The sequence below is a fragment of the Aliiroseovarius subalbicans genome (assembly GCF_022678625.1).
GTDB classification, from domain to species: domain Bacteria; phylum Pseudomonadota; class Alphaproteobacteria; order Rhodobacterales; family Rhodobacteraceae; genus Aliiroseovarius_A; species Aliiroseovarius_A subalbicans.
On record NZ_JALBYQ010000001.1, the window covers coordinates 1,285,242 to 1,308,405 of the forward strand.

The 23,164-nt window shown below is 62.8% G+C and carries 20 protein-coding genes and 1 tRNA gene; 8 read left to right on the top strand and 13 right to left on the bottom strand.

Translation table 11 applies throughout. The features are described 5' to 3' along the window. Nucleotides 1–103: 103 nt before the first annotated feature. The 8 genes from MN188_RS06470 to MN188_RS06505 form a co-directional block, all read right to left on the bottom strand. The gene (locus MN188_RS06470) at nt 104–1,204 is read right to left on the bottom strand and encodes an ABC transporter ATP-binding protein (protein WP_242106764.1); all 1,101 of its coding nucleotides are present in this window, start codon (nt 1,202–1,204) and stop codon (nt 104–106) included. Between the two features lie 161 nt (nt 1,205–1,365). Continuing rightward, nucleotides 1,366–2,574: an aminopeptidase P family protein gene (locus MN188_RS06475; RefSeq protein ID WP_242106765.1), complete on the bottom strand. Its 1,209-nt coding sequence runs from the start codon at nt 2,572–2,574 to the stop codon at nt 1,366–1,368. A gap of 233 nt (nt 2,575–2,807) precedes the next feature. Then, entirely contained in the window at nt 2,808–4,019 is a 1,212-nt protein-coding gene (locus tag MN188_RS06480; protein ID WP_242106766.1) for an efflux RND transporter periplasmic adaptor subunit, read from the bottom strand. 4 nt (nt 4,020–4,023) lie between these two features. Beyond that, on the bottom strand, nt 4,024–6,387 hold the full coding sequence (locus tag MN188_RS06485) for an ABC transporter permease (RefSeq protein WP_242106767.1): 2,364 nt from the start codon (nt 6,385–6,387) through the stop codon (nt 4,024–4,026). A 2-nt stretch (nt 6,388–6,389) separates the two neighbouring features. Further along, the gene (locus MN188_RS06490) at nt 6,390–7,109 is read right to left on the bottom strand and encodes an ABC transporter ATP-binding protein (protein WP_242106768.1); all 720 of its coding nucleotides are present in this window, start codon (nt 7,107–7,109) and stop codon (nt 6,390–6,392) included. Between the two features lie 147 nt (nt 7,110–7,256). Further along, nucleotides 7,257–7,342 (bottom strand) — tRNA-Leu (locus MN188_RS06495). A 61-nt stretch (nt 7,343–7,403) separates the two neighbouring features. Next, nucleotides 7,404–7,883 (bottom strand): tetratricopeptide repeat protein, encoded by a 480-nt coding sequence (locus MN188_RS06500; protein WP_242106769.1) that lies wholly within the window; start codon nt 7,881–7,883, stop codon nt 7,404–7,406. Between the two features lie 86 nt (nt 7,884–7,969). Next, nucleotides 7,970–8,434 carry an Lrp/AsnC family transcriptional regulator gene (locus tag MN188_RS06505; RefSeq protein WP_242106770.1) on the bottom strand — a complete coding sequence of 155 codons (465 nt, stop codon included), beginning with the start codon at nt 8,432–8,434 and terminating at the stop codon, nt 7,970–7,972. 121 nt (nt 8,435–8,555) lie between these two features. Between MN188_RS06505 and putA the strand changes: the two genes are divergently transcribed. From putA to MN188_RS06520, 3 genes are read left to right on the top strand one after another with little or no spacing between them, the layout of a single operon-like run. Then, nucleotides 8,556–11,972, top strand: coding sequence for a bifunctional proline dehydrogenase/L-glutamate gamma-semialdehyde dehydrogenase PutA (gene putA / locus MN188_RS06510; protein ID WP_242106771.1), 3,417 nt, complete (start codon nt 8,556–8,558; stop codon nt 11,970–11,972). Between the two features lie 31 nt (nt 11,973–12,003). Continuing rightward, complete coding sequence (locus MN188_RS06515) at nt 12,004–12,750, top strand: rhomboid family intramembrane serine protease (protein WP_242106772.1); 747 nt, start codon at nt 12,004–12,006, stop codon at nt 12,748–12,750. Continuing rightward, nucleotides 12,747–13,115 carry a GFA family protein gene (locus MN188_RS06520; RefSeq protein ID WP_242106773.1) on the top strand — a complete coding sequence of 123 codons (369 nt, stop codon included), beginning with the start codon at nt 12,747–12,749 and terminating at the stop codon, nt 13,113–13,115. The genes MN188_RS06515 and MN188_RS06520 overlap by 4 nt, the downstream gene beginning before the upstream one ends. On the opposite strand, the gene MN188_RS06525 is transcribed toward MN188_RS06520, so the two are convergent. The 3 genes from MN188_RS06525 to MN188_RS06535 all read right to left on the bottom strand — a co-directional run bounded on the left by MN188_RS06525 (nt 13,109) and on the right by MN188_RS06535 (nt 15,131). Continuing rightward, entirely contained in the window at nt 13,109–13,312 is a 204-nt protein-coding gene (locus MN188_RS06525; protein WP_242106774.1) for a hypothetical protein, read from the bottom strand. The two genes, MN188_RS06520 and MN188_RS06525, sit on opposite strands and share 7 nt — an antisense overlap. Before the next feature lie 64 nt (nt 13,313–13,376). Continuing rightward, nucleotides 13,377–14,165: an inositol monophosphatase family protein gene (locus MN188_RS06530; protein WP_242106775.1), complete on the bottom strand. Its 789-nt coding sequence runs from the start codon at nt 14,163–14,165 to the stop codon at nt 13,377–13,379. Between the two features lie 60 nt (nt 14,166–14,225). Further along, complete coding sequence (locus MN188_RS06535) at nt 14,226–15,131, bottom strand: LysR family transcriptional regulator (RefSeq protein ID WP_242106776.1); 906 nt, start codon at nt 15,129–15,131, stop codon at nt 14,226–14,228. A 90-nt stretch (nt 15,132–15,221) separates the two neighbouring features. On the opposite strand from MN188_RS06535, the gene metF reads away from it, so the two are divergent. Beyond that, nucleotides 15,222–16,088: a methylenetetrahydrofolate reductase [NAD(P)H] gene (gene metF, locus MN188_RS06540; protein WP_242106777.1), complete on the top strand. Its 867-nt coding sequence runs from the start codon at nt 15,222–15,224 to the stop codon at nt 16,086–16,088. Between the two features lie 101 nt (nt 16,089–16,189). After that, a complete protein-coding gene (locus MN188_RS06545; protein WP_242106778.1) occupies nt 16,190–16,669 on the top strand; it encodes a PaaI family thioesterase in 480 nt (159 codons plus the stop codon). Here MN188_RS06545 and MN188_RS06550 read toward each other — a convergent pair. Both MN188_RS06550 and MN188_RS06555 read right to left on the bottom strand, forming a co-directional pair. Next, nucleotides 16,653–17,696, bottom strand: coding sequence for a DUF2235 domain-containing protein (locus MN188_RS06550; RefSeq protein ID WP_242106779.1), 1,044 nt, complete (start codon nt 17,694–17,696; stop codon nt 16,653–16,655). The two genes, MN188_RS06545 and MN188_RS06550, sit on opposite strands and share 17 nt — an antisense overlap. A 126-nt stretch (nt 17,697–17,822) precedes the next feature. Then, nucleotides 17,823–18,962, bottom strand: coding sequence for a type III PLP-dependent enzyme (locus MN188_RS06555; RefSeq protein ID WP_242106780.1), 1,140 nt, complete (start codon nt 18,960–18,962; stop codon nt 17,823–17,825). Nucleotides 18,963–19,078: 116 nt separating this feature from the next. On the opposite strand from MN188_RS06555, the gene MN188_RS06560 reads away from it, so the two are divergent. The 3 genes from MN188_RS06560 (at nt 19,079) to MN188_RS06570 (ending at nt 23,123) form a co-directional block, all read left to right on the top strand. Beyond that, the gene (locus MN188_RS06560) at nt 19,079–19,510 is read left to right on the top strand and encodes an Lrp/AsnC family transcriptional regulator (protein WP_242106781.1); all 432 of its coding nucleotides are present in this window, start codon (nt 19,079–19,081) and stop codon (nt 19,508–19,510) included. 75 nt (nt 19,511–19,585) lie between these two features. Further along, the gene (locus MN188_RS06565) at nt 19,586–20,212 is read left to right on the top strand and encodes an HD domain-containing protein (RefSeq protein WP_242106782.1); all 627 of its coding nucleotides are present in this window, start codon (nt 19,586–19,588) and stop codon (nt 20,210–20,212) included. Nucleotides 20,213–20,339: 127 nt separating this feature from the next. Beyond that, nucleotides 20,340–23,123 (top strand): valine--tRNA ligase, encoded by a 2,784-nt coding sequence (locus MN188_RS06570; RefSeq protein WP_242106783.1) that lies wholly within the window; start codon nt 20,340–20,342, stop codon nt 23,121–23,123. Nucleotides 23,124–23,164 lie beyond the last annotated feature (41 nt).

Below are 23,164 nucleotides of genomic sequence, written 5' to 3' on the forward strand. Positions count from 1 at the left end.
CTTAACTCCCTAATAGTCATCCCGTTTTTGAGTGATGGGCCCCGCGCCACGGGCGGAAACACGGGGGCCTTGAACCCCGCACCTGTCAGGATGCGGGCTATTCTCACGCGTCCAGGGCGCGACAATCCTCGGGCAGCCAACCGATTTCGATCTGGTTACCGGGCTCCAGGCGCACCTGGTCGGGTGCGTTGCGCGACTTGATGACAAACTCATCGTTGCCGGCGACCTTCAGGCGGGTGCGGAACACGTCGCCCATATAGATGAATTCCTTAACCTCGGCCTTGAGCAGATGCGCGCCTTCCTGCAGGCGGTCCTTGCTGAATTCCACCCGCTCGGGGCGGATCGAGACCTTGGTGCGCTCGCCCACTTTCGAGACGTTGACCGGCGTGGCGTCCAAAATCTCTCCGTCGTCCAGCTGCACGGTGCAAATATCGCCCTTCATCTCGGTCACGACACCTTCCAAGGTGTTGTTTTCACCAATGAATTGGGCAACGAAGCTGTTTTCCGGCTTCTCATACAGATCCGCCGGCGGGGCCAGCTGCTGAATGCGGCCATCGTCGAACACGGCGACGTTGTCGGACATGGTCAGCGCCTCGGTCTGGTCATGGGTGACATAGACAGTGGTGATGCCCAGTTCATGCGCCAGGCGGGTGATTTCGAACTGCATGTGCTCACGCAACTGCTTGTCCAGCGCGCCCAGGGGTTCGTCCATCAAGACCAGCTCGGGTTCAAACACCAGCGCACGCGCCAAGGCGATCCGCTGCTGCTGCCCACCAGACAGTTGCGCCGGACGGCGGCCGCCGAACTCGCCCATCTGCACCATGTCAAGGGCGCGTTTGACCTTCTCTTCACGCACGGATTTGCCCATCTTGCGGACTTCCAGCGGGAACGCCAGGTTTTCGGCCACGGTCATGTGCGGGAACAAAGCGTAGTTCTGGAACACCATGCCAATGCCGCGCTTGTGCGGCGGAATGTTGTTGATTGGATTACCACCCAGAAGGATATCGCCGTGGGTTGCAGTTTCAAACCCGGCCAGCATCATCAGACATGTGGTCTTTCCCGAGCCCGACGGCCCCAGCATGGTCAAAAACTCGCCCCGCCCGACTGAGAGGTTCAGGTCCTTCACGACCAGGTTCACCCCGTCATAGCTTTTCTGGACACGATCGAAGACGACGAACCCGTCGTTGGATGCAGTTTCTGCCAAGTGACCCCCCTGGTCATGTTTTTCTTTTTTTATCAGACTACAGCCAACACGATGACGTGCCTGATTTCAATAAGCATTTTCTTTTTTATGCGGAAATGCCGGTCGTTTTGTGCGGAAACGCGCCGCGGGACCATGCATTTGGCCCGCAGCGCTTCACCTTGTCAGGCTTCAATGATGTTGTGCTCCGGCCCATAGGGAAAGCCGGTGATGTTCTCGGCGCCAGCGTCGCCCACCACCAGAATATCATGTTCGCGGTAGCCCCCGGCACCCGGCAGGCCCTCGGGCAGGAACAGCATCGGTTCCATACTGACCACATGGCCCGGTTGCAGCTCGGTATGGATATCTTCGCGCAGTTCCAGCCCCGCCTCGCGGCCATAATAATGGCTGAGCACACCGAAGCTGTGGCCGTATCCAAAGCTGCGGTATTGCAGCAGGTCCTGGTCGGCGAAGAAGCGGTTGATCTCGGCGGTGATGCCAGAGCAGGTCGCACCGGGCTTGATCAGGCTCAGGCCCAGCTCATGGGCGTCCACGTTCGCCTGCCAGATCCGCAGGCTGTCAGCGTCGGGCTGGCCCAGAAACAGCGTGCGTTCAAGCGCGGTGTAATAACCCGAGATCATCGGAAAGGTGTTCAGGCTCAGGATATCGCCCATCTGCAGCTTGCGGGTCGTCACCGGGTTGTGGGCACCATCGGTGTTGATGCCGGACTGGAACCAGACCCAGCTGTCGCGCAGCTCGCTGTCAGGATGGGCGCGGGCAATCTCCAGCTCCATGGCATCGCGACCGGCCATCGCCACGTCGATCTCGCGCACGCCTTCGCGAATGGCTGCGTAAATGGCGGCGCCCCCGACATCGGCAATGCGCGCGCCTTCGCGGATCAGCGCGATCTCTTCATCGCTTTTCACCATACGCGCGGTCATCGTGTCGGGCGCGATGTCCTTGAAGACGCGGGCGCCCAGGAAGTCCTCCATGAACCCGCGCTGCAGCAGCGTCATGTGGTCCGCCTCGATTCCGACCGTTTCGGCCTTACCGATTACGTCCTTCACCGCGCGCCAGTAATTGTTCCGCTCCCAATCGGTATAGATCACGTTGTCACCAAAGGACCGGCGCCAGGGCTGGCCCGCGTCGATATTGGCGCTGATGGTTGTGCACCGATCGGCGGTCACCACACAGGCATAGGGGCGCCCGAACGAACAATACAGAAAGCCCGAATAATAGGCCACATTGTGCATCGAGGTGAACACGGCCGCTTCGACACCGCGCACAGCCATGAGCGCGCGCAGCTCTGCCAAACGGCGCTCATATTCCGCGTCCGAGAACGGCAACACCGCCTTCTCACCATTTTCGCATACAAAAAACTGGGGACGTTCCATCCGCCTCTCCTTTCGAAAAGGGCCGGATACGCTCCGGCCAACCAAAACCCCGGCGTGCAGGGCAGTGATTTCCGGACCACGGGCGCATGAGGCACCCCGGGCAGCGACGCCATCGCTGCGGATGGCGAAAGACTGGCGTAGCTGCGCACGCCTGTCAATTCCTTCGTGACGCGCGAGGCGAAACGCCAATCAGAATAAAGCGTGGCGCAGCCACACCGCTGGATCGCGCCCGCTCAAAGCGCCTCACGGTCCAGAACCAGAACGCCGTCGCTGATCTTGTCACCCGGATGGGTGATGACCACTTCGTCCGGCTCAAGCCCGCTCAAAACCTCGGCAAATTCCGTGTTGCGCTGGCCTATCGTGACCGGGCGCAGCACCGCTTGCCCCGCCTCGACCACGAACACGGCCCAATCGCCGTTCTCGCGGAACAAGGCGCTGATCGGCAGGCGCAGCACCTCGTCGCCGCGCCATTCCACGACGCGCAGGAATACGCGGAACCCGTGGCCCAGCGCCGGGCGCTCGGCTTCGGGGGTGACGAAGTCCAAAAGAACCTTCACCCGCTGCTCTTCGATGCCCAGCGCGCTGATCTTGGTGAAGCCCGCTGGCTCAATCACCCGCACCTTGGCCTCCAGCGCCTCTGGCCCGCCCCAGCGTTCGACATAGGCCATGTTGCCCGCCGTGATCCGCACCGCGTCGGTGGACAGAAGATCGGCCGTGATCTCAAGATCGCCGGGCCGCCCGATTGACAGAATCTGCGAGCCTGCCATCACCATGCGGGCGCTTTCGTTCTCCAGGCTCAGGACAGACCCTGATGCCGGGGCAAGAATGTCGATGCAGCAAGAGGTGCTGACCGCCCCCCCGCCCGCGCCGGGCTGGATCAGCACCGCGCGTTGAGCGGCCAGTTCCGCCTCGCGCATGTCGAAACTGGCATGCGCGCTGTCCAGCTGCGCGGCGGCCACGTCCACGGCCAGCTCGGCCTGGTCAAGCTGCGCTTGCGGGATCGTGCCGCGTTCGTGCAGGTCATGCACCCGGCTCAGTTGCGACTGCGCAAAGGACAGGTCCGCTTCGGCGATCGAAATCTGCGTCGTGGCCAGCGACACCGCGGCCACGGCCTGTGCCACGGCCGCCTCGGCCTGGCTGCGCGATCTTTCGTCCAGGAATGCCGGCGCGCCCGGCTCGATGCGGGCCACCACCGTGTCGTCCGCAACCACCACATCGCCAATCTGCACCGGGCTGCGCAGGACCCGGCCCGTCACTGGCGCGGTCACATCAAACACGTCGCGAATGCGCGTTTCGCCATCGGCGTTCACGGTGACTTCCAGCGCGCCGCGCTCGACTTTCGCCAAGTCCACCGGCACCACTTCGGGCTGCAGCGCAACCCAGGCAATGCCGCCCACCGCCGCCACCGCGACCGCCCCCGTCAGGATCTTTCGAAACGAAGCCATCTTGTTACTCCCTCGTCTTCATCACCGCGACCAGGTCCATCCGGTCGATGCGGCGGCGCACGATCAGCGCCGATATGATCGAGGCCACGGCCACCACGGCCGCCGCCCGCAAATAGGTATCCCGCGTGATCACCAGCGGGATGGAATAAAGATCACTGTCAAAACTGGCCACCATGGCGCCGGCCAGTCCACGCCCGATCAGCATGCCCAGCGGGATTGCTACCAGGGTCAGGGCCAAAAGCTCCCCCAACAGAATGTAGCTGACTTCGCCCCGCGTGAATCCCAGAATACGCAAGGACGCCAATTCGCGCGCGCGTTCCGACAGCTGGATGCGCGCCGAGTTATACACCACGCCGATCGCGATCAGCGCCGCCAGCAGGCTATTGATCGTCGTCGTCATGCCCGCGTTTTCCGCGATCGTGTCGTCAAAGCTTTTGCGCACCTGCGCCAAAAGGGTGATGCCGCTGATCGCCGGGGCGTTTTTTACCGCCTCGAACAGCGCGGGCGCGTGGGCATCGTCGATCTCGACATTCGCCATGGTGATCCGGGGCGCCATGCCGACCAGACGGCCCATCGTTTCGATCTCCATGAAGGCCGACAGGCCGAAATACTGGCCCGCCAGGCCGCTGACCACAACGTCGTGGCGCGTGTCGCCCAGTTGCAGGAATTCAACCTGGATCACGTCGCCCACCTGCACATCCAGGTGCTTGGCCAGCCGCCGGGCCAGGACGATGCCGTGTTCCGGGCGCACCGGCACCTTGGTTTCGGCGTCGAACACCCGGCTCAGGTCATCGCCATCGCGCCGTCCTTCGACGCCAATGGTACGGGTCAAATGGCCGTGATACAGCCGCGCGGCCAGGCTCCAACTGCCTTCGGCGGCCAGGACGCCTGGCAGGTTCTCGACATCCTCCAGCGCGCTTTCGGGCCGGTCCAGCGCGAAAGCCAGAATCGCATCTTGACGGTTGATCTGCACGAAACTGACGTCCAGCAATTCATCCATCGCGTCGAACATGAACATCGCCGCCACCATCACCGCCGCCGAGGTCGCGATGCCCAGGCTGGTCAGCGCCGCGCGCAGGGGCCAACGCCCGATTGCACGCATGATCATCATCGTGGTCTGGCGCGGGCGGAACAGGCGGATCACCCGGTCCAGCAACCCCTTGCGGAACCGTGTCGGTGCCGGAGGGCTCATCGCCACTGCGGGTTTCAGCGCCACGACCCGGCGCACCGCGCCCAGCGCGCCGATCACCGCTGCCGCCATCCCCGCCAGCGCCGAAATCGCATAGGTCGCCGGGTATTGCACGAACACCAAGTACGGGAAGTGGAAGAACTCCTGATACAGCACCGCCATGCCACGTCCGGCCCACATGCCAAAGCCCCAGCCCATCAGAATGCCGATCGCGCCGATCCCCATCGCAAGCTTCACATAGTGCCACGAGATTTCCCAATCGCTATAGCCCAGCGCCTTGAACAGCCCGATCTGCTCGCGCTCCAACGCGATCAGGCGGCCCAGAACCATGTTCACCAGGAAGGCCGAGATCACCAGGAAGATCGGCGGCACGATGCGTGCCATCACGTCCAGCTGCTCCAGCTCACCGTCCAGAAAGGCGTTCGACACCTGTTCCTTGCGCCCATACGGCCCGGTGCCGCCATAGGGTTTCAAAAGCGTTTCCAGCGCGTCCTTGACCGGGGCCAACTCGGTGCCACGTGTCACGTTCAGGCTGACCGAATTGAACGCGCCCGACAGGTTGAAGGCGGCCGCCAGCACGTCCTCGGCCATCCACAGGATGCCAAAGCGTTCATCGTCGGGCATCAGGGCACCCGGGCCGATCGTATAGATGAATTCGGGGCTGAGCGCGGTGCCGACAATGGACACTTCGCGCTTTTGGCCGTTCAGCGTCACTTCGAACCGGTCGCCAAGGGTAAAGCCGTTCGCCAGGGCGAAGGTCTCGTTCACCATCACCTCATTCGCCCGCCCGGCAGCCGGAAGGCGGCCCGCGCGCAGGTTGGGCGTGTTCATCAAAGGATCAGACGTAGTGGGCAGCGACAGGACCTGCCCCATAGCCGGTTCCACCAATCCTTCGATGTCCAGAATGGCGAATTGGCTTATGCGCGCCTCGACCCGGCTGACGCCTTCGATGGCGGCAATTTCAGGCACCAACGACATCGGCGCGCGGGACGCGGACGACCAGACATCGGCAAAGCGGTTGCGCTCATAATACGTGTCGCGGGTTTCGATCAGCGACCGCTGGGTGCCGAACGACATGACCATGATCATCACGCCGGTCGCCAGCACGGCGGCAATCGCCAGACTTTGCGCCCAGAGCCGCCCGATATCACGCACCAGTTTCTTGTCGAGCGCGCGCATGTTCACCACTCGATTTCCGAGGGGTGCACGCGGGTCTTGTTCTGCTTGACCTCGCTGATGTTGCCATCGGCGAAATAGATCACCCGATGCGCCATTTCGCGAATACCCGCGTTGTGGGTGATCACGACCGTGGTGGTGCCCAATTCGGTGTTGATCTTGTCCAACGCCTCAAGCACCTGCACGCCGGTGTTGCTGTCCAGCGCGCCGGTGGGTTCGTCGCACAGCAGCACCTCGGGCCGCTTGGCAATCGCGCGGGCAATCGCCACGCGCTGCTGTTCGCCACCCGACATTTCCGCCGGGAAATGGTCCATCCGGTGGTCGAGCCCGACGCGTTCCAGCGCCTCTTCGGGCGTCATCGGGTTCTTGGCGATCTCGGTCACCAGCGCCACGTTTTCACGCGCGGTCAGGCTGGGCACCAGGTTGTAGAACTGGAACACAAATCCGACATGGTCGCGGCGATAGCGCGTCAACCCGCTTTCGTTCATCGCCGTCAGGTCACGATCCTTGAACCAGGCCTGCCCGTCGGTCGCGCTGTCCAGCCCGCCCAGGATGTTCAAAAGCGTCGACTTGCCCGACCCCGACGCGCCCAGCAGAACAGTCAGCTCACCCGCGAACAGCTCGACATTCACACCGCGCAGGGCATGCACTTCGACCGCATCGGTCTTGTAGACCTTGGTGATTCCATCGGTGTGGAAAATCCGGGTGTTGCTGTCTTTGGCCATGAAACGTCCTTAACGGTTCCTGTGTGCCTTACCTTGATGTGGCGCAAGATCGGGCCTGATTCAAGCCCGCTTCAACCGGGAAACTCGGGGCCAAGGCGCCGCCCTCGCCCTTCCAGCGCCGGGTCTGTCTCAAACGGAACAAGAATTTGGTACCCGCGGCCGGACTCGAACCGGCACGGCCTTTCGGCCTGGAGATTTTAAGTCTCCTGTGTCTACCATTCCACCACGCGGGCCACTGGCGCTGCGATGGTGCACCTGTAGGCCGCGCGACAATAGCGTGTGGGGGACGAGTGTCTAGAGCTCCTGACCGGGAATTGGGGTCAGAAAAGCACGCTCTGGCAGCCAGGGATTTAGCGCCAGCGCCTGTCGCAGGGTCGCCTGCGCCTCTGCCTCGCGCCCCAGGCCGCGCAGGGTCAGAAATCTGCCTGCCATTGCTGCCAAATGCAGCGGCGAGCGTTCCAATGCAGCTTCAAGATCCGGCAGGGCGGCTGCGAAATTGCCGCGCAGAAAATGCGAAAAGGCCCGTTGGTTGTAGCCCTCGGCATAATTCGGGCAATAGGCGATCAACTCGGAAAACGTTGCCTCGGCGACCGCAAAATCCGAATGGCGCAACTCCTCGCGCCCCGTCTCCAACAAGGCCTGCGCCTTTTCATCTGGTGCGGCGGTCCACAGATCCCACATCTGCCCCGTCACAACCCGCGCGTCGTGGTCGGATTGCGCGGTTTGCACTTCAGAAATCAACGCCTCCAACGACGCGGTGACATCGCGGGGCATGGGGCATTCTGCAAAAGCCGGGCCCGCCAAGAGGAAAAGAAGGTATCGCATGGGGCCATTCTGCCACCCCTGCCCCACAGGTCAATTCACATGCCTGCGAGGTCGTCTTTCACCGCCTGCATTGCCACATGGGTCGTCGAATGCGCGACGTGGGGTAACGCCGAGATCGATTCGCCTAGTACCCGGCGATAATCCCGCATGTCGCGGCAGCGGATTTTCAGAAGGTAGTCGAACTCGGCGGCCAACATGTGGCATTCCTCGACCTCGGGGATCTTCACCACGCCTTCGTTGAAGGCCCTAAGCGCCGCTTCACGCGTATCCGACAGCTTGACCTCGACAAAGGCGACGTGTTCGCGCCCGATGCGGATCGGATCGACCAAGGCGCGATACCCGGTGATGACGCCCGCCTGTTCAAGCCGCTTAACCCGTGCCTGCGTCGGGCTTTTCGACAGACCAATGCGGCGGGCCAGGTCCGTCAGGGACAATCTGCCTTCGGCGGTCAGAACCTCTAGAATCACTTCGTCGTGTCGATCCAACCGAAACTCACCCATTGACCCGCCTATTCCATAAAACACGGGCACTTCGCCCGCTGAGTGTAGAAAAACAGGAAATACGCCCAGTGATCAAGCGGTATCATGGGGCAATTCCAGATCACTTGACCCGGAGGCCTTCATGTCCGAGACCCATCGCCTGATTATCGACGCGCTGATGTATGCGCCCGAACACGAGCGCGTGGCCGCCCTGATTGCGCAGGCTGATCTGAGCGACGCAGACCGCGCCCGCATCGCTGCCCGTGGCGCCGAGTTGGTTCGCGCCATTCGCGCCAGCGCCGACCCCGGTCTGATGGAGGTCTTTCTGGCCGAATATGGCCTGTCCACCGACGAAGGCATCGCGCTGATGTGCCTGGCCGAAGCGCTGTTGCGTGTGCCCGACGGTGACACGATCGACGCGTTGATCGAAGACAAGATCGCGCCGTCGGACTGGAGCCGCCATCAAGGCCAATCAACCTCGGCGCTGGTGAATGCGTCGACCTGGGCCTTGATGCTGACGGGCAAGGTTCTGGAAGAGGCGGAACCCGGTATCCTGGGCACCCTTCGCGGCGCGGTAAAGCGGCTGGGTGAACCGGTCATCCGCACCGCCACCGCGCGTGCGATGAAAGAGATGGGCGCGCAGTTCGTTCTGGGCGAAGACATTGAAAAAGCGATGAAACGCGGCGCCGGGATGGAAGAAAAGGGCTATACTTATTCCTTCGACATGCTGGGCGAAGCGGCCCGCACCGACGCGGATGCGCGGCGCTATCAGATGGCCTATGCCAACGCGATTTCCGAGATTGCCGCGAATTGCACCTCGGACGATATCCGAGACAATCCCGGCATTTCGGTGAAGCTGTCAGCGCTGCATCCGCGATATGAATTCGGGCAACGCGACCGGGTGATGGCCGAGCTTGTGCCCCGTGTCGCGGCCCTGGCCCAGCTGGCGAAATCCGCCGGCATGGGGCTGAACATCGACGCGGAAGAGGCCGACCGCCTGCACCTCTCGCTGGACGTGATCGAGGCGGTGCTTTCAGCGCCCGCTCTGGCGGGATGGGAGGGGTTCGGCGTTGTGGTGCAGGCCTTTGGGCAACGCGCCGGCGCGGTGATCGATTTCCTTCATGCGCTGGCCGCACGGCTGGACCGGCGCATCATGGTGCGGCTGGTCAAAGGCGCCTATTGGGACAGCGAAATCAAGCGCGCGCAGGTCGAGGGCTTGGAGGCCTTCCCGGTTTTCACCACGAAAGCCGCGACCGACGTCAGCTATATCGCCAATGCACGCAAACTGTTGGGAATGACCGACCGGATCTATCCGCAATTTGCCACCCACAACGCCCACACGGTCGCCGCGATCCTGGACATGGCGCCTGATCTGGGCGCCTTCGAGTTTCAGCGCCTGCATGGCATGGGCGAACGGCTGCATGACATCGTGAAGGCCGACCACTCCACCCGGTGCCGCATCTATGCCCCGGTGGGGGCGCATCAGGATTTGCTGGCCTATCTCGTGCGCCGGCTTCTTGAAAACGGCGCGAACTCCAGCTTCGTCAACCAGATCGTGGACGAAGACGTGGCGCCCGAGATCGTCGCCGCCGACCCGTTCGCTGCCCTTGATCAGGCCGCACATCCGATCCCCACCGGCCCCGCGCTGTTCGCGCCTGAACGCCGCAACTCCACCGGGCATGACCTGACCCATCCGCCACATCTGCACCTGATCGACACCGCGCGCGACCCGTGGAAGACGGCGACTTTCAGCGCCGCACCACTGATTGCAGGTTCGGTTGAGGGCGGGCCGGCCTGGACGGTCACAAACCCCGCCGATCCCGGCGACATCGTCGGAAAATTGATCCCGGCCAGCGCGGCGGATGTGGAAACGGCGTTGGCTGGCGCTCAGGCTTGGGACGCCCCACCCGCCGACCGCGCCGCAGCGCTGAACCGGGCGGCGGACCTCTATGAAGCGCATCTGGGGCCACTCTTCGCGCTTTTGGCGCGAGAGGCCGGGAAAACCCAGTTGGACGCCGTGGGAGAGCTGCGTGAAGCCGTTGATTTCCTGCGCTATTACGCCTCTCAGGCCGAAGGGTTGACCGCCCCTGCCCGTGGCCTCTTCTGCTGCATTTCACCTTGGAACTTCCCGCTGGCCATCTTCACTGGCCAGATCGCGGGGGCCTTGGCGGCGGGCAACGGTGTGCTGGCAAAGCCTGCCGAACAGACGGGCCTGATCGCCCATGAGGCCGTGACGCTGCTGCATGAGGCTGGCGTGCCGCGTGGGGTTTTGCAGCTTCTGCCCGGCGATGGTACGACGGTGGGGGCTGCGCTGACCTCGGACGCGCGGATTGGCGGCGTGGCCTTCACCGGCTCCACCGACACCGCCCAGATCATCCGCCGCGCCATGGCCGATCACCTGTCGCCCGAGGCGCCTTTGATCGCCGAAACCGGCGGCTTGAACGCGATGATCGTCGATTCGACCGCCCTGCCGGAACAGGCCGTGGCCGATATCATCGCCTCCGCCTTTCAATCTGCCGGACAGCGCTGTTCGGCGCTGCGCTGTCTTTACCTGCAGGATGACATCGCCAACGGCTTCCTCGACATGCTCAAGGGCGCGATGGCCGAGCTGCGTCCAGGCACGCCCTGGGACCTGAGCACGGACCTTGGCCCGGTGATCGACGCACAGGCGCGCGACGAGATTACCGCCTATATCGCCCAGGCAGAGGTGATCGCCCAGACCCCGGTGCCCGCGGCAGGGTTTTTCATCCCACCAACGGCCGTCGCAGTGTCCGGCATCAACGATCTGGGGCGCGAGGTCTTTGGCCCTGTCCTGCATGTCGCCCGTTTCCGGTCACAGGATCTGGACCGTGTGATCGACGATATCAACGCGCGTGGATATGGCCTGACCTTCGGCCTGCACACGCGGATCGACGACCGGGTGCAACATGTTGCGGACCGACTTAGGGTCGGCAACCTCTATGTGAACCGTAACCAGATCGGTGCGGTGGTCGGCTCTCAACCCTTTGGAGGAGAGGGACTTTCCGGCACCGGACCCAAGGCAGGCGGACCGATGTATCTGTCGCGTTTCTGTGCCGAACCGCGCGAGCGTGCACCCGAAACGAACACCCCGCGCAGTGATCTGACCGACGTGATGCAGGCGCTGGTTGCTCTACCGCCTGTGCCCGTGCGCCTGTCAGCCGAGGTTTTGCCCGGACCAACCGGAGAGCTGAACCGCCTGACCACCCACGCCCGCGCACCGTTCCTGTGCCTGGGTCCGGGGACTGCGGCGCAGCGACAGAAATCGCAGGTCGAGGCTGCGGGCGGACAGGCCGTGATCGCTGATCGCCTGCCCCCACATCACCTCGAAACCCTGCAAGGCATCGGCGGGGTGATCTGGTGGGGCGACGATGGCACGGCCCGCGCGATTGCACAGGCCTTGGCCGCCCGACCGGGGGCCATCCTGCCGCTTCTGACTGGCCCGGCCACGCCGGAACATGTGCGTCAGGAGCGTCATCTCTGCGTCGACACCACCGCGTCGGGGGGCAACGCCGAGCTTCTGGCGGCCAGCTCGGCTTGACCTGAACCCTGCATTCGGGTGAGGTCACGTCATGTTCCCTTTGCGCGACCACAACCCGTCTGAACGCACGCCTTACGTGACCTACGCGCTGTTGGTTGCCAATATCGGCATCTTCCTCGCGATGTGGCCGATGATGGGCGACGAACGCGTCTTGGGGCAGTTCTATTTCGACTGGGGCCTGGTCGGCTACAAGGTGCTGCATGGCGATGGGTTGTCGGGCTTCGTCACCTCGATGTTCCTGCACGGCGGGTGGCTGCATCTGGCAGGGAACATGCTGTTTTTGTGGATCTTTGGCGACAATATGGAGGATGAGCTGGGCCATGTCGGCTTTGCCATCTTCTACCTTGTCTCGGGCATTGGCGCGGCCATCCTGCAGATCCTGCCCGACCCGGAAACGATGGTGCCGATGATCGGCGCCTCGGGGGCGATTGCCGGGGTGATGGGGGGCTATCTGCTGTTGTTTCCACGCGCGCGGGTCGATGTTCTGTTCATCTTCATCGTCTTTTTCAAGATCTTCCCGGTGCCGGCCTGGGTGATGCTGGCGCTGTGGTTCGGGCTACAGGTGTTCAATGGCGCTGCCAGCCTGGGTGCCGAAGGCGGCGTGGCCTATTGGGCCCATGCCGGTGGTTTCATCGTCGGGTTCCTGTGGGTGCTGCCAAAATGGTTGCGCGAAGGCGGGCCTGACTTTTGGCGACGCACACGCGGCCACCCGGACCACCCCGAAATGCGCTGGAAATTGGCGCAAAGCCCGATCCCGAAAGTGAGACGACCAAAATGACGCGATCCCATCGCTCCACCTGCCATTGCGGTGCGGTCAAACTGCAGTTCACACTGACCGATGGGCTAAGCACCGCCCGGCGCTGCAATTGTTCCTATTGCGCCCGGCGCGGCACCATCGCGGTGACCGCACCGACAGCCGATGTTCGAATTGTGCAAGGTGCTGACAAGCTGTCGCTCTACCAATTCAACACAAACACCGCGAAACACTGGTTTTGTTCGATTTGTGGTATTTCAACCCATCACCAACGGCGATCTGACCCGTCAGAATGTGGGGTTAATGCTGCTTGCATCAAAGGTGTGGACGTCACGAAACTGGGGAATATCCCTTGGGGCGATGGTCGCAACCACTCAAAAGATCAGTAGGTGCGGATGCCCATTTCTTCCATATCGGCGCCAACATCATTTGCCACCTGAGGCACACTGCTGGCAACGACGAACGCCGATCCCATACCCAGAAAGACAACTGCGGCGGCCAGGACGATCCAGTCCACGGTTACGGCGCCTTCTTCGTCATGGAAGAACAAAGGCGCGGTTCTTAGGAGGTTGGCAAAGCGTTTCATACCCCTGTTTTAAACCGAGATTGCGGCGAAACAGGGGCAGGCACGTGCCGCTTTCACGGAGTTTTCAAACGTCTCGGATGATATTCGCGAATTTTCCGAAAATTGGTTCGTTCGCCGCAACAATCTCACCGTCTGCCAGAATATTCCCATCCGGGTTCAGTGGCTCAACCAATCCGCCCGCTTCTTTCAGGATCACCATGCCTGCCGCCATATCCCAGGCGTGAAGGCGGCGTTCCCAGAACCCGTCGTAACGACCCGCGGCCACATAGGCGAGGTCGAGGGAGGCAGCGCCCCAACGACGCACCCCGGCGCAGGTCGGCATTAGACGCGCCAGATCCTGCAGCGTCGCAGGCAGGTCCGAGCGGCCGCCGAACGGCAACCCGGTGGCAAAGATCGCTTCAATCATCCGCGACCGACCTGAAACTCGAAGGCGGCTTTCGTTCAACCAGGCACCCGCGCCCTTTTCTGCATAAAACATTTCGTCCTTGGCCGCGTCGAACACGACACCGGCGATGATCTCGCCCTTGTGCTCCAGCGCGATGGAAACCGCCCAATGCGGCAGGCCGTGCAGATAATTGGTGGTGCCATCCAGCGGGTCAACGATCCAACGACGCGTTGGGTCTTTGCCGGCGACTTCGCCGCCCTCTTCGCCCAGAAAACCATAGTTCGGCCGCGCTTCGGTCAACGCTTCGCGGATGATCTCTTCCGCCGCCAGGTCGGCGCGCGACACGAAGTCCCCCGCGCCTTTGACCGAGACCTGAAGGTTCTCGACTTCGCGGAAATCCTTGACCAGGCTGCGCCCCGCGGCGCGGGCGGCCTTGATCATCACGTTCAGGTTTGCACTGCCTTGCATCGGACGGCTCCAGTTGTTCAGGCCGCGCGTATACGCCCCCTGTGCCCGCTTGCCAAGCCTTCACGCGCGTTGGAGCTTAACCGGTTCGGTGCGCGCCAGCCGCATCATGTGGGCAACATAGGGCTTCAGGCTGTCTTCGTCCCGCGTCGCGGCATACATGCGTTTGGACAGCCCCCCCTTGGTGATCGGCAAGGTGACGTAATCCGGGTGATCCTTCACGTCGCGCAGCACCCAGTCGGGCAACACCGTGACACCCCGGTTAGAGGCGACCAGCATCAAGATGACCTCGGTCAGTTCCACCTGACGCAGACCGCGCGGCTCGACCCGTTCAGGGGTCAGAAGCCCGCTGAAAATATCCAGCTTGGCGCGTTCCACCGGGTAGGTGATCAAAAGCTCGTCGGCAAAATCCTTGGCTTCGACAAAGGACCGGCCTGCCAGGCGATGCCCCCGCGCCGCGACAAAGCGGGGTTCGTAGTCGAACAGCGGCGTGAACTGCACACCCGGCAGGTCGACCGGGTCCGACGAAACGACAAAATCGACCTCTTCGCGCCGAAGCGCCTCGATCGCGTCGAAGGCCAGGCGCAGGCGGATGTCCACGTCGACCTCGGGCCAGGCATGGCGAAAGCCATCCAGCACCGGCAAAAGCCAGTCGAAGCAGGCATGGCATTCGATGGCGATATGCATGCGCCCTGACCGACCCGATTTGAGCGCGCGGAACTCTTCCTCGACAGCGGCGATCTCCGGCAGAATGCGTTCAGCAAGGCGCAGGAGCCTCAGCCCTGCGGGGGACAATTTCATCGGTTTTGTGCGCCTGTGGAACAGCTCCAGGCCCACCTGCGCCTCAAGCCCCTTCACCTGGTGTGACAGCGCCGATTGCGTGATGTGCAGCATGTCGGCGGCCCGTGCGAGCCCGCCGGCTTCGTGGATCGCGCGGATCGTGCGCAGGTGGCGAAATTCCAGATACATGCGTAATCCTCATGATCTTTGTGAGTATTATGAATTTGCCTCACAACATAGCGCCGGGCATAAGCGCGTCAAGCAACCAAGGTCTGTCCGATGAAAACGCCCAATATCTCTTTCGAATTCTTCCCGCCGCAATCGCTTGAGGCCTCGTTCCGGCTTTGGGACACGGTGCGCGAACTTGCCCCGCTGGCGCCCTCGTTTGCATCCGTGACCTACGGCGCTGGGGGTACAACGCGCGACCTGACGCATGAGGCAGTGGGCACAATCCACCGGCATTATGGGCTGAATGTCGCCGCGCACCTGACCTGCGTCGATGCCACCCGCGCCGAGACGTTGGAGATCGCGCAAAGCTACCACAAGGCCGGGGTGCGCGAGATCGTGGCGCTACGGGGCGACCCGCCCAAGGGGGCCAGCGCCTTCCAGCCGCACCCCCAGGGTTTTGCAAACTCAGTCGAGCTGATCGAGGCATTGTCTGAAACCGGCGATTTTCACATCCGCGTTGGCGCCTATCCCGACCGGCACCCCGAAGCGTGCGATATGGCCGCCGACGTGGCTTGGCTGAAGCGAAAAGTCGAGGCCGGCGCGAGATCGGCGATCACGCAGTTCTTTTTCGAAGCTGACACCTTCTTTCGCTTCCGCGACGCCTGCGTGGCGGCGGGGATCGACGTGCCGATCATTCCCGGCATTCTGCCAATCGAGAACTGGACCGGGGTGCGAAAATTTGCCATCCGCTGCGGCACGCAAGTACCCGCTTGGCTGGACGATGCGTTCGCCAAGGCTGCGCGGGACGGGCGCGAGGACCTGCTGTCCACCGCGCTGTGCACCGAACTGTGTTCCGACCTGATCGAGGGCGGGGTGGACGACCTGCACTTTTATACGCTGAACAAACCGGCGCTGACGCGCGAAGTGGCGCATGCGCTGGGGATCACCGCCGGGACAACCCTGCGCGACGTGGCGTAATGACCTGAAGGCTTTGAATACCACACCTGTTCGATACCCGACGTAACACTTGCCCTGATCCGGTTGCGCTCTAATTTGAGCGCACCCACAGGAGCGCACCGATGTTTGTAGCCAAATCCCCAACCGAGCTTTTGAACCAAGAACAAATCCTGTCAATGTCCGGTTTGGACTTCATGCAAGGCATTCTGGACGGCCACCTGCCCGCCCCGCCGATCAGCCAGGTTCTGAACTACCGCCTGCACGCGGTGGAGGACGGGCGCGTGGCGTTTCGCGGTACGCCGGAGTTCGACCACACCAACCCGATGGGCACGGTACATGGGGGCTGGTATGGCACGCTTCTGGACAGCTGCATGGCCTGCGCGGTGATGACGTTGGTGCCAAAGGGCGCGGTCTATACCACGTTGGAATTCAAGGTGAATATCATTCGCCCGATCAAGCTTGGCACCCAGATCGAAGCGGTGGGCCAGTCGCAGCACACCGGGCGGTCGACCGGCGTGGCCAACGGGGAAATTCGCGGGGTTGAAGACGGCAAGCTTTACGCCACAGGATCGACCACCTGCATCGTCATGAGACTGGGCTGACCGGGCGTGCGCTGAACAACCGCTCCGAGGGGTCGCCACCAACCCGCCGCTTGCGACGATGGACGAACATCTTGCCCCAGCCGCGCAGCGTGCCGACCGATGGCGCGCCAGGGTTGCAAGGAAAACCTGCGCGCCAACCTGGCGGCAGGGCCACGCCGCAGCCCTCCATCTTGCCCAGCATCCAGACCAGCGGAATGTTCGACAGCGGGCGCGCCGCGTCAAAGCCGCCCAGCTGCCCGCCGATGTCGCCATGGGCGCCGCGAAACCAGACCTGTTCGACCCGCCCGGTGAACCCCGGATCACAGGCCCACAGTACAGGTTCAAACGCCTCACGCGTCTCGTCCAGCGCCAGGGCGTGATAGCCATGGTGGATCGATCCGCCCAGATGGGTCGAATGGAACCGGTGTTGCGGTTCAAACAGGCGCCAGACCAGCGGCCATCGCAAGCCCAGCGCTTTCACCGTGTCCCACACGCCGACCATCTCGATCGGCGCTTCGGCGTGGCAATAGCTTTTGGCGAACACCGCCGCCGCATCGCTGTTGGGGCTGCATTGATAATGGCGATACACGTCACGGATGTTGCGTTCAGTCGCGTGTACGGCGGTCAGCAGCCCGACCTGGTCGATCACCCCTGCCAGCGATCGCACCGCGAAGGCGCCACGCGAATAGCCCAGCAGGAAAATCCGGTCACCGGGTCGATAGCGGGAGGCGAGAAATCCATAAGCGCGGCGGATTTGGCGGTTGATGCCGACACCTGTCGCCACGTGCCAGGAATGTTTCCAGGTTTCCCACTGGATCCCGGCCTCATACAGGATCGACAGCCGCGCCGACGGGGCGCATTCGCACAACAGTTTGTAAGTTAGCCCCGCGTTGGTTTCATCCCCCGGCTCCAGCGTCGACAGGGTGCCATCCAGGATCACCACATGATCAACCTGCCCGCGCACCGGACGCGGCTCGGTCCGGGTGCGAACCTTGCCTGCCAACCATGTCCTGAGACGTCTGAACACCTGCTGCCGCTCCTTGATCATGGCCCATCATCGACCGATCACGGTAAACTCCGGGTAAACCCCGCGTCCCAAACCAGCCTGCCCGCACAGGGGCGCCAATGTCCAGAGCGCTGCGCCCCGGTTTCAAAGCTGTGAAGACCCTTGACCTCAGTCGTGGTTGGACTGCACCGTGATCACCCGGATTGCCCCATAGCCATTGAACCGCGTCACCGTGGCCGTGGAATAGGCCCCCATGCCCTCGAAGATCAGGTAATCCCCTTCCTCAAGGGTTTCGGGCAACATCAGCGGGTCCGGCAAGCGGTCGACGCTGTCGCAAGTCGGTCCATAGACCACACGCGGAACCAACGGCGCCTGATGCGCGGTGCCGTCCGGTTTCATCGTCGTGATCCGGTCGACGACGCCGATCAGCGGCGCCTCGGCAAAGCCGCCATAGATGCCATCGTTCAGGAAGATCGAACCGCAGTCGCGCAGGGATTTGACCTGCGTGGCCAGCGCATAGGCCTCGGCCACCATTGCGCGGCCGGGTTCGCAGACCAGGCCGGGCCGAGTGTCGCCGAACGCGTCGCGCACCGCGCTGTGGATCGCGGCGAAGATCGCCTCAAGGTCAGGCGCCACGCCACGGTTGGCGGCAAACCCACCGCCCACATTCAACCGCGTCAGCGACACGCCCGCGCGCCTCGCCACGTCCGCGCAGGTGTCGATATAGACCGACCAGGCCGCCGGATCGGCACATTGCGTGCCGGGGTGGAAGGTCATCGCGGGGGTAAAGCCGGCTTCCACCACTGCCTGCAGCAGCTTCACCGCGCCATCAGGGTCCTCGCCGAATTTTTCGCCGAAATCATAGGCCGCGCCCTTGACTGGCAAGCGCAGGCGCACAGTCACCTCGACCCCCTCGGGCGGCACGATCTCGACCAGCTTGGCCAGTTCGCTCATCCCATCGACAGAATAAGACACCACGCCCAGCTTCGCCGCCTCGGCGATCTCGGCGCGCGACCGCACGGGATTGTTGTAATGCATGTCCACCGTCGCGCTGATCGCCCTGAGCTTGCGCATCTCGGCGGGGCTGGCCACATCGAAGGTCGTGATCCCGGCCGCAATCAGGTTTTCCAGCACCACCCGCGCGTCGTTGGCCTTGACCGCATAGGTCACCAGCCCGTCGAACCCGGATTGGAACCGGCACGCGGTGTCCTGCAGCGCCTGGGGCGCAAAATACAGCACTGGATGGTCCGGACGGTCGGATTTCAGGTGGGACAGGGCCGTGGGCCAGATCGAAGGATGTCTGCTCATGTCTTGCTCCTCGCGCGGGGTTTTTTCCAGAATTCCGCCCCGCACCGTCGATTTCCAGTGGCGAACTGGACAAAATGTCGCATATAGATGGGCAATACGACGACAAGAGGTGCCAAATGGACGATACAGACCGCGAATTGTTGGCGCAGCTGGAGGGGAACGCCCGCATGCCGGTTGCCACCCTTGCCCGCCGGCTGGGCTTGGCACGCTCGACCGTGCAGGCCCGAATCGAACGGCTGGAGGAGCGTGGCATTATCGCAGGATATGCCCTGAAACTGGGCGACGGCGCGCGTGGGGATCAGATCCGCGCAACCGTCTTGATCGCGATCGAACCACGTTCAACCCCCGCCGTTCTGGCCCGGCTTAAAACCCTGACAACGGTGGAAAGCGCACATACAGCGTCGGGCCGGTTCGACATGGTACTGCAACTGGCCGCCAGATCGACCGCCGAGTTGGACCAAACGCTGGATGCGATCGGCGCAATCGATGGGGTGAGATCGTCGGAAAGTTTGATCCATCTGTCTACCCGGATCGACAGGCTAGGATAACCCCCCGCGCGTCGTCTTTCGACCAGACAGCCGCGGGGGCACGTCCAAGACTGGACGCGACACAGGAGATCGACAATGGACAAGGTCAAGTTCACCCAAATGAAAGATGGCACCAAAGAGGAATACGAATTCCTCACGGCGCATGAGATCGACCACACGAAACACACCGCCGACAGGTTGCTCAAGGCGCTGGTGGAGCTGGACGAGAGCCTGTCGGGATACCAGATCACCCGGCTGGGGCATTCGGTGCAATCGGCCACGCGGGCCTGGCGCGACGGGGCGGATGTGGACTGGATCGTCGCGGCCCTGCTGCATGATATCGGCGATATCTATGCGCCCTACAATCACGACGAATACGCGGCCACAATCCTTCGCCCCTTTGTGCGCGAACAATGCGCCTGGGTGGTGCAGACGCATGGCGATTTCCAGATGCTGTACTACGGCCACCACCTGCCCGATTTCGACCAGCACAAGCGTGACCGCCACCGCGGGCACGCCTATTTCGACGACAACGCCGAGTTTTGCGAACGCTGGGACCAAGCGTCATTTGACCCGACCTATGACACGCTGCCGTTGGAGTTTTTCGCGCCGATGGTGCGCGAGGTGTTCAATCGCACACCTTATGACCCTGACGTGATCCGGGCAGGCATCCGCAAGCCGCTGCAAGACGCCCAGGTCGCGGCCCAGCGCGCCAAGGGCTGAGCCGGGCGCCCATCAGAAACCTGCCTGCGCGCAAGCGCAGACCACTGGATCACGCCCCTTCCCCTTTGCGCGCCCTTTCGCTACATGTCCCCGGACCGTATTTTTGAGACGCTGGGAGCCATCCGCCATGGCCATGGAAAAAACCTTCGACGCCACCGCCCGTGAAGGCGAGATTTATGCCGCATGGGAGGCCGCTGGCGCCTTCCGCGCCGGGGCCAATGCCTCGCGTGACGAAAGTTTTTGCGTGATGATCCCGCCGCCCAACGTGACCGGCGCGTTGCATGTGGGCCATGCCTTCAACAACACGCTGCAAGACATCTTGGTGCGCTGGCACCGGATGCGCGGCTTCGACACGCTGTGGCAGCCCGGCCAGGACCACGCGGGCATCGCAACCCAGCTGCAGGTCGAAAAGATGCTGGCGGCGACGCAGCAACCGTCCCGCCGTGAACTGGGGCGCGAGGCCTTCCTGGCGAAGGTCTGGGAATGGAAGGGCGAATACGGCGGCACGATCGTCAACCAGCTGAAGCGTCTTGGCAGTTCCTGCGACTGGGACCGCAACGCCTTTACCATGGCCGGCGCCGCGGGGGACCCGCGCACGGGCCATGAAAACAGCCCTAATTTCCACGACGCCGTGATCAAGGTGTTCGTTGAGATGTACAACAAGGGCTTGATCTACAAGGGCAAACGCCTTGTGAACTGGGACCCGCATTTTGAAACCGCAATCTCCGACCTCGAAGTCGAACAGATTGAGGTGAACGGCAAGATGTGGCGCCTGCGCTATCCGCTGGAGAACGGCGAGACCTATACCCACATCACCAAGGACGAAGACGGCGTTGAGATTGCGCGCGAGACACGCGACTATCTGGTTGTCGCCACCACGCGGCCCGAAACCATGCTGGGCGATACCGGCGTCGCGGTGCACCCCGATGACGAACGCTATCAACACCTGATCGGCAAAACGGTGAAGCTGCCGCTGGTGGGCCGCTCGATCCCGATTGTGGCCGACGATTATGCTGACCCGGAAAAAGGCACGGGTGCTGTGAAAATCACCCCGGCGCATGATTTCAACGACCGGGACGTGGGCAAACGCACCGGCCTGCGCATCATCAACGTGATGGGCACCCGCGCGCAGATGGTCCTGCGCGACAATGCGGACTTTGCCGAAGGCTGCGACGCGGACATGTTGGCCGACACCATCGTGCGCTTTGACAACAAGGACCGCTATGAAGCCCGCGACGCCATCGTCACCGAGGCGTTGGACAACGGCTGGCTCGACGGGATCGACGAAGACCGCCACATGGTCCCGCACGGCGACCGCTCGAAGGTCGCGATCGAGCCCTACCTGACCGACCAATGGTATGTCGACACGGCCCAGATCGTCGGCCCGGCGTTGGACGCGGTGCGCGAAGGCCGCACCAAGATCATCCCGGAATCGGGCGAGAAGACCTATTACCACTGGCTCGAGAACATCGAGCCCTGGTGCATTTCGCGTCAGCTCTGGTGGGGGCACCAGGTGCCGGTTTGGTATGACGCGGACGGCGAAACTTATTGCGCGGCGACCGAGGCCGAGGCGATCGAGATGGCCGGCGGCAAGGCGCTGACCCGCGACGAGGACGTGCTCGACACCTGGTTCTCGTCGGGTCTGTGGCCGATCGGCACGCTGGGCTGGCCCGAAGACACGGACGAGATGCAGAAATACTTCTCGACCGATGTGCTGATCACCGGCTTTGACATCCTGTTCTTCTGGGTTGCGCGCATGATGATGATGCAGCTGGCCGTGGTCGATGAAATCCCCTTCCACACCGTGTATCTGCACCAGCTTGTCCGCGACGAGAAGGGCAAGAAGATGTCGAAAACCACGGGCAACGTGATTGACCCGTTGGAGATCATCGACGAATACGGCGCAGACGCACTGCGCTTCACCAATGCCTCGATGGCGGCCATCGGCGGTGTGCTGAAGCTGTCCGAAGAGCGCATCAAGGGCTACCGCAACTTCGGCACCAAGCTGTGGAACGCCGCGCGGTTTGCTGAGATGAACGAATGCAAGCCGTCCGCCGATTTCGACCCCGCCGCTGTCACCCAGACCGTGAACAAATGGATTGTCGGCGAAACGGCGCAGGCGCGGATCATGGTGGACGAGGCGCTGGACGCCTATCGTTTCAACGACGCGGCCAACGGGCTATACGCCTACGTATGGGGCAAGGTTTGCGACTGGTATGTTGAGTTTTCCAAGCCGCTTTTGAACAGCGAAGACCCTGCAATCATTGCGGAAACCCGCGCCACCATGGCCTGGGTTCTGGATCAATGCCTGGTGCTATTGCACCCGATCATGCCGTTCATCACCGAACAGCTATGGGGCGACATCGCGGATCGGGCCAAGATGCTGGTGCACGCCGATTGGCCGACCTATGGCGCCGAACTGGTCGATGAGGCCAGCGTGCGTGAAATGAACTGGGTGATCTCCGCGATCGACGCGATCCGGTCCGCCCGCGCACAGGTCCATGTGCCCGCCGGTCTGAAAATCCCGGTGATCATGCAGGACATGGACGATGCCGGGCGCGCGGCCTGGACTGCGAACGAGACGCTGATCAAGCGCATGGCGCGGATCGACAGCCTGACCGAAATGGCCGAGCTGCCCAAGGGCTGCATCACCGTGCCGGTCGGGGGCGGCACTTTCGCCCTGCCGCTGGCCGAGATCATCGACGTGGACGCCGAAATGGCCCGACTTGAAAAGACCCTGGGCAAGCTGGCGAAAGAGCTGGGGGGCCTGCGTGGCCGTCTGAACAACCCCAAGTTCGCCGAAAGTGCGCCTGCTGCGGTGGTCGAGGAGACCCGCGCCAACCTTGCCGCCCGCGAGGAAGAAGAAGCGAAGCTGAACGAGGCGCTCGCGCGGCTTCAGGACCTGGGCTGACATCAAGCCACATCGGCGCGTTGGCTGCTATGGTTGCCGCG

Coding starts and splice junctions, on each gene's coding strand:
- MN188_RS06475 (WP_242106765.1), bottom strand. CDS start 2,574: ATGGAACGTCCCCAGTTTTTTGTATGCGAAAATGGTGAGAAGGCGGTG.
- MN188_RS06480 (WP_242106766.1), bottom strand. CDS start 4,019: ATGGCTTCGTTTCGAAAGATCCTGACGGGGGCGGTCGCGGTGGCGGCG.
- MN188_RS06485 (WP_242106767.1), bottom strand. CDS start 6,387: ATGCGCGCGCTCGACAAGAAACTGGTGCGTGATATCGGGCGGCTCTGG.
- MN188_RS06490 (WP_242106768.1), bottom strand. CDS start 7,109: ATGGCCAAAGACAGCAACACCCGGATTTTCCACACCGATGGAATCACC.
- MN188_RS06500 (WP_242106769.1), bottom strand. CDS start 7,883: ATGCCCCGCGATGTCACCGCGTCGTTGGAGGCGTTGATTTCTGAAGTG.
- MN188_RS06505 (WP_242106770.1), bottom strand. CDS start 8,434: ATGGGTGAGTTTCGGTTGGATCGACACGACGAAGTGATTCTAGAGGTT.
- putA (WP_242106771.1), top strand. CDS start 8,556: ATGTCCGAGACCCATCGCCTGATTATCGACGCGCTGATGTATGCGCCC.
- MN188_RS06515 (WP_242106772.1), top strand. CDS start 12,004: ATGTTCCCTTTGCGCGACCACAACCCGTCTGAACGCACGCCTTACGTG.
- MN188_RS06520 (WP_242106773.1), top strand. CDS start 12,747: ATGACGCGATCCCATCGCTCCACCTGCCATTGCGGTGCGGTCAAACTG.
- MN188_RS06525 (WP_242106774.1), bottom strand. CDS start 13,312: ATGAAACGCTTTGCCAACCTCCTAAGAACCGCGCCTTTGTTCTTCCAT.
- MN188_RS06530 (WP_242106775.1), bottom strand. CDS start 14,165: ATGCAAGGCAGTGCAAACCTGAACGTGATGATCAAGGCCGCCCGCGCC.
- MN188_RS06535 (WP_242106776.1), bottom strand. CDS start 15,131: ATGTATCTGGAATTTCGCCACCTGCGCACGATCCGCGCGATCCACGAA.
- metF (WP_242106777.1), top strand. CDS start 15,222: ATGAAAACGCCCAATATCTCTTTCGAATTCTTCCCGCCGCAATCGCTT.
- MN188_RS06545 (WP_242106778.1), top strand. CDS start 16,190: ATGTTTGTAGCCAAATCCCCAACCGAGCTTTTGAACCAAGAACAAATC.
- MN188_RS06550 (WP_242106779.1), bottom strand. CDS start 17,696: ATGATCAAGGAGCGGCAGCAGGTGTTCAGACGTCTCAGGACATGGTTG.
- MN188_RS06555 (WP_242106780.1), bottom strand. CDS start 18,962: ATGAGCAGACATCCTTCGATCTGGCCCACGGCCCTGTCCCACCTGAAA.
- MN188_RS06560 (WP_242106781.1), top strand. CDS start 19,079: ATGGACGATACAGACCGCGAATTGTTGGCGCAGCTGGAGGGGAACGCC.
- MN188_RS06565 (WP_242106782.1), top strand. CDS start 19,586: ATGGACAAGGTCAAGTTCACCCAAATGAAAGATGGCACCAAAGAGGAA.
- MN188_RS06570 (WP_242106783.1), top strand. CDS start 20,340: ATGGCCATGGAAAAAACCTTCGACGCCACCGCCCGTGAAGGCGAGATT.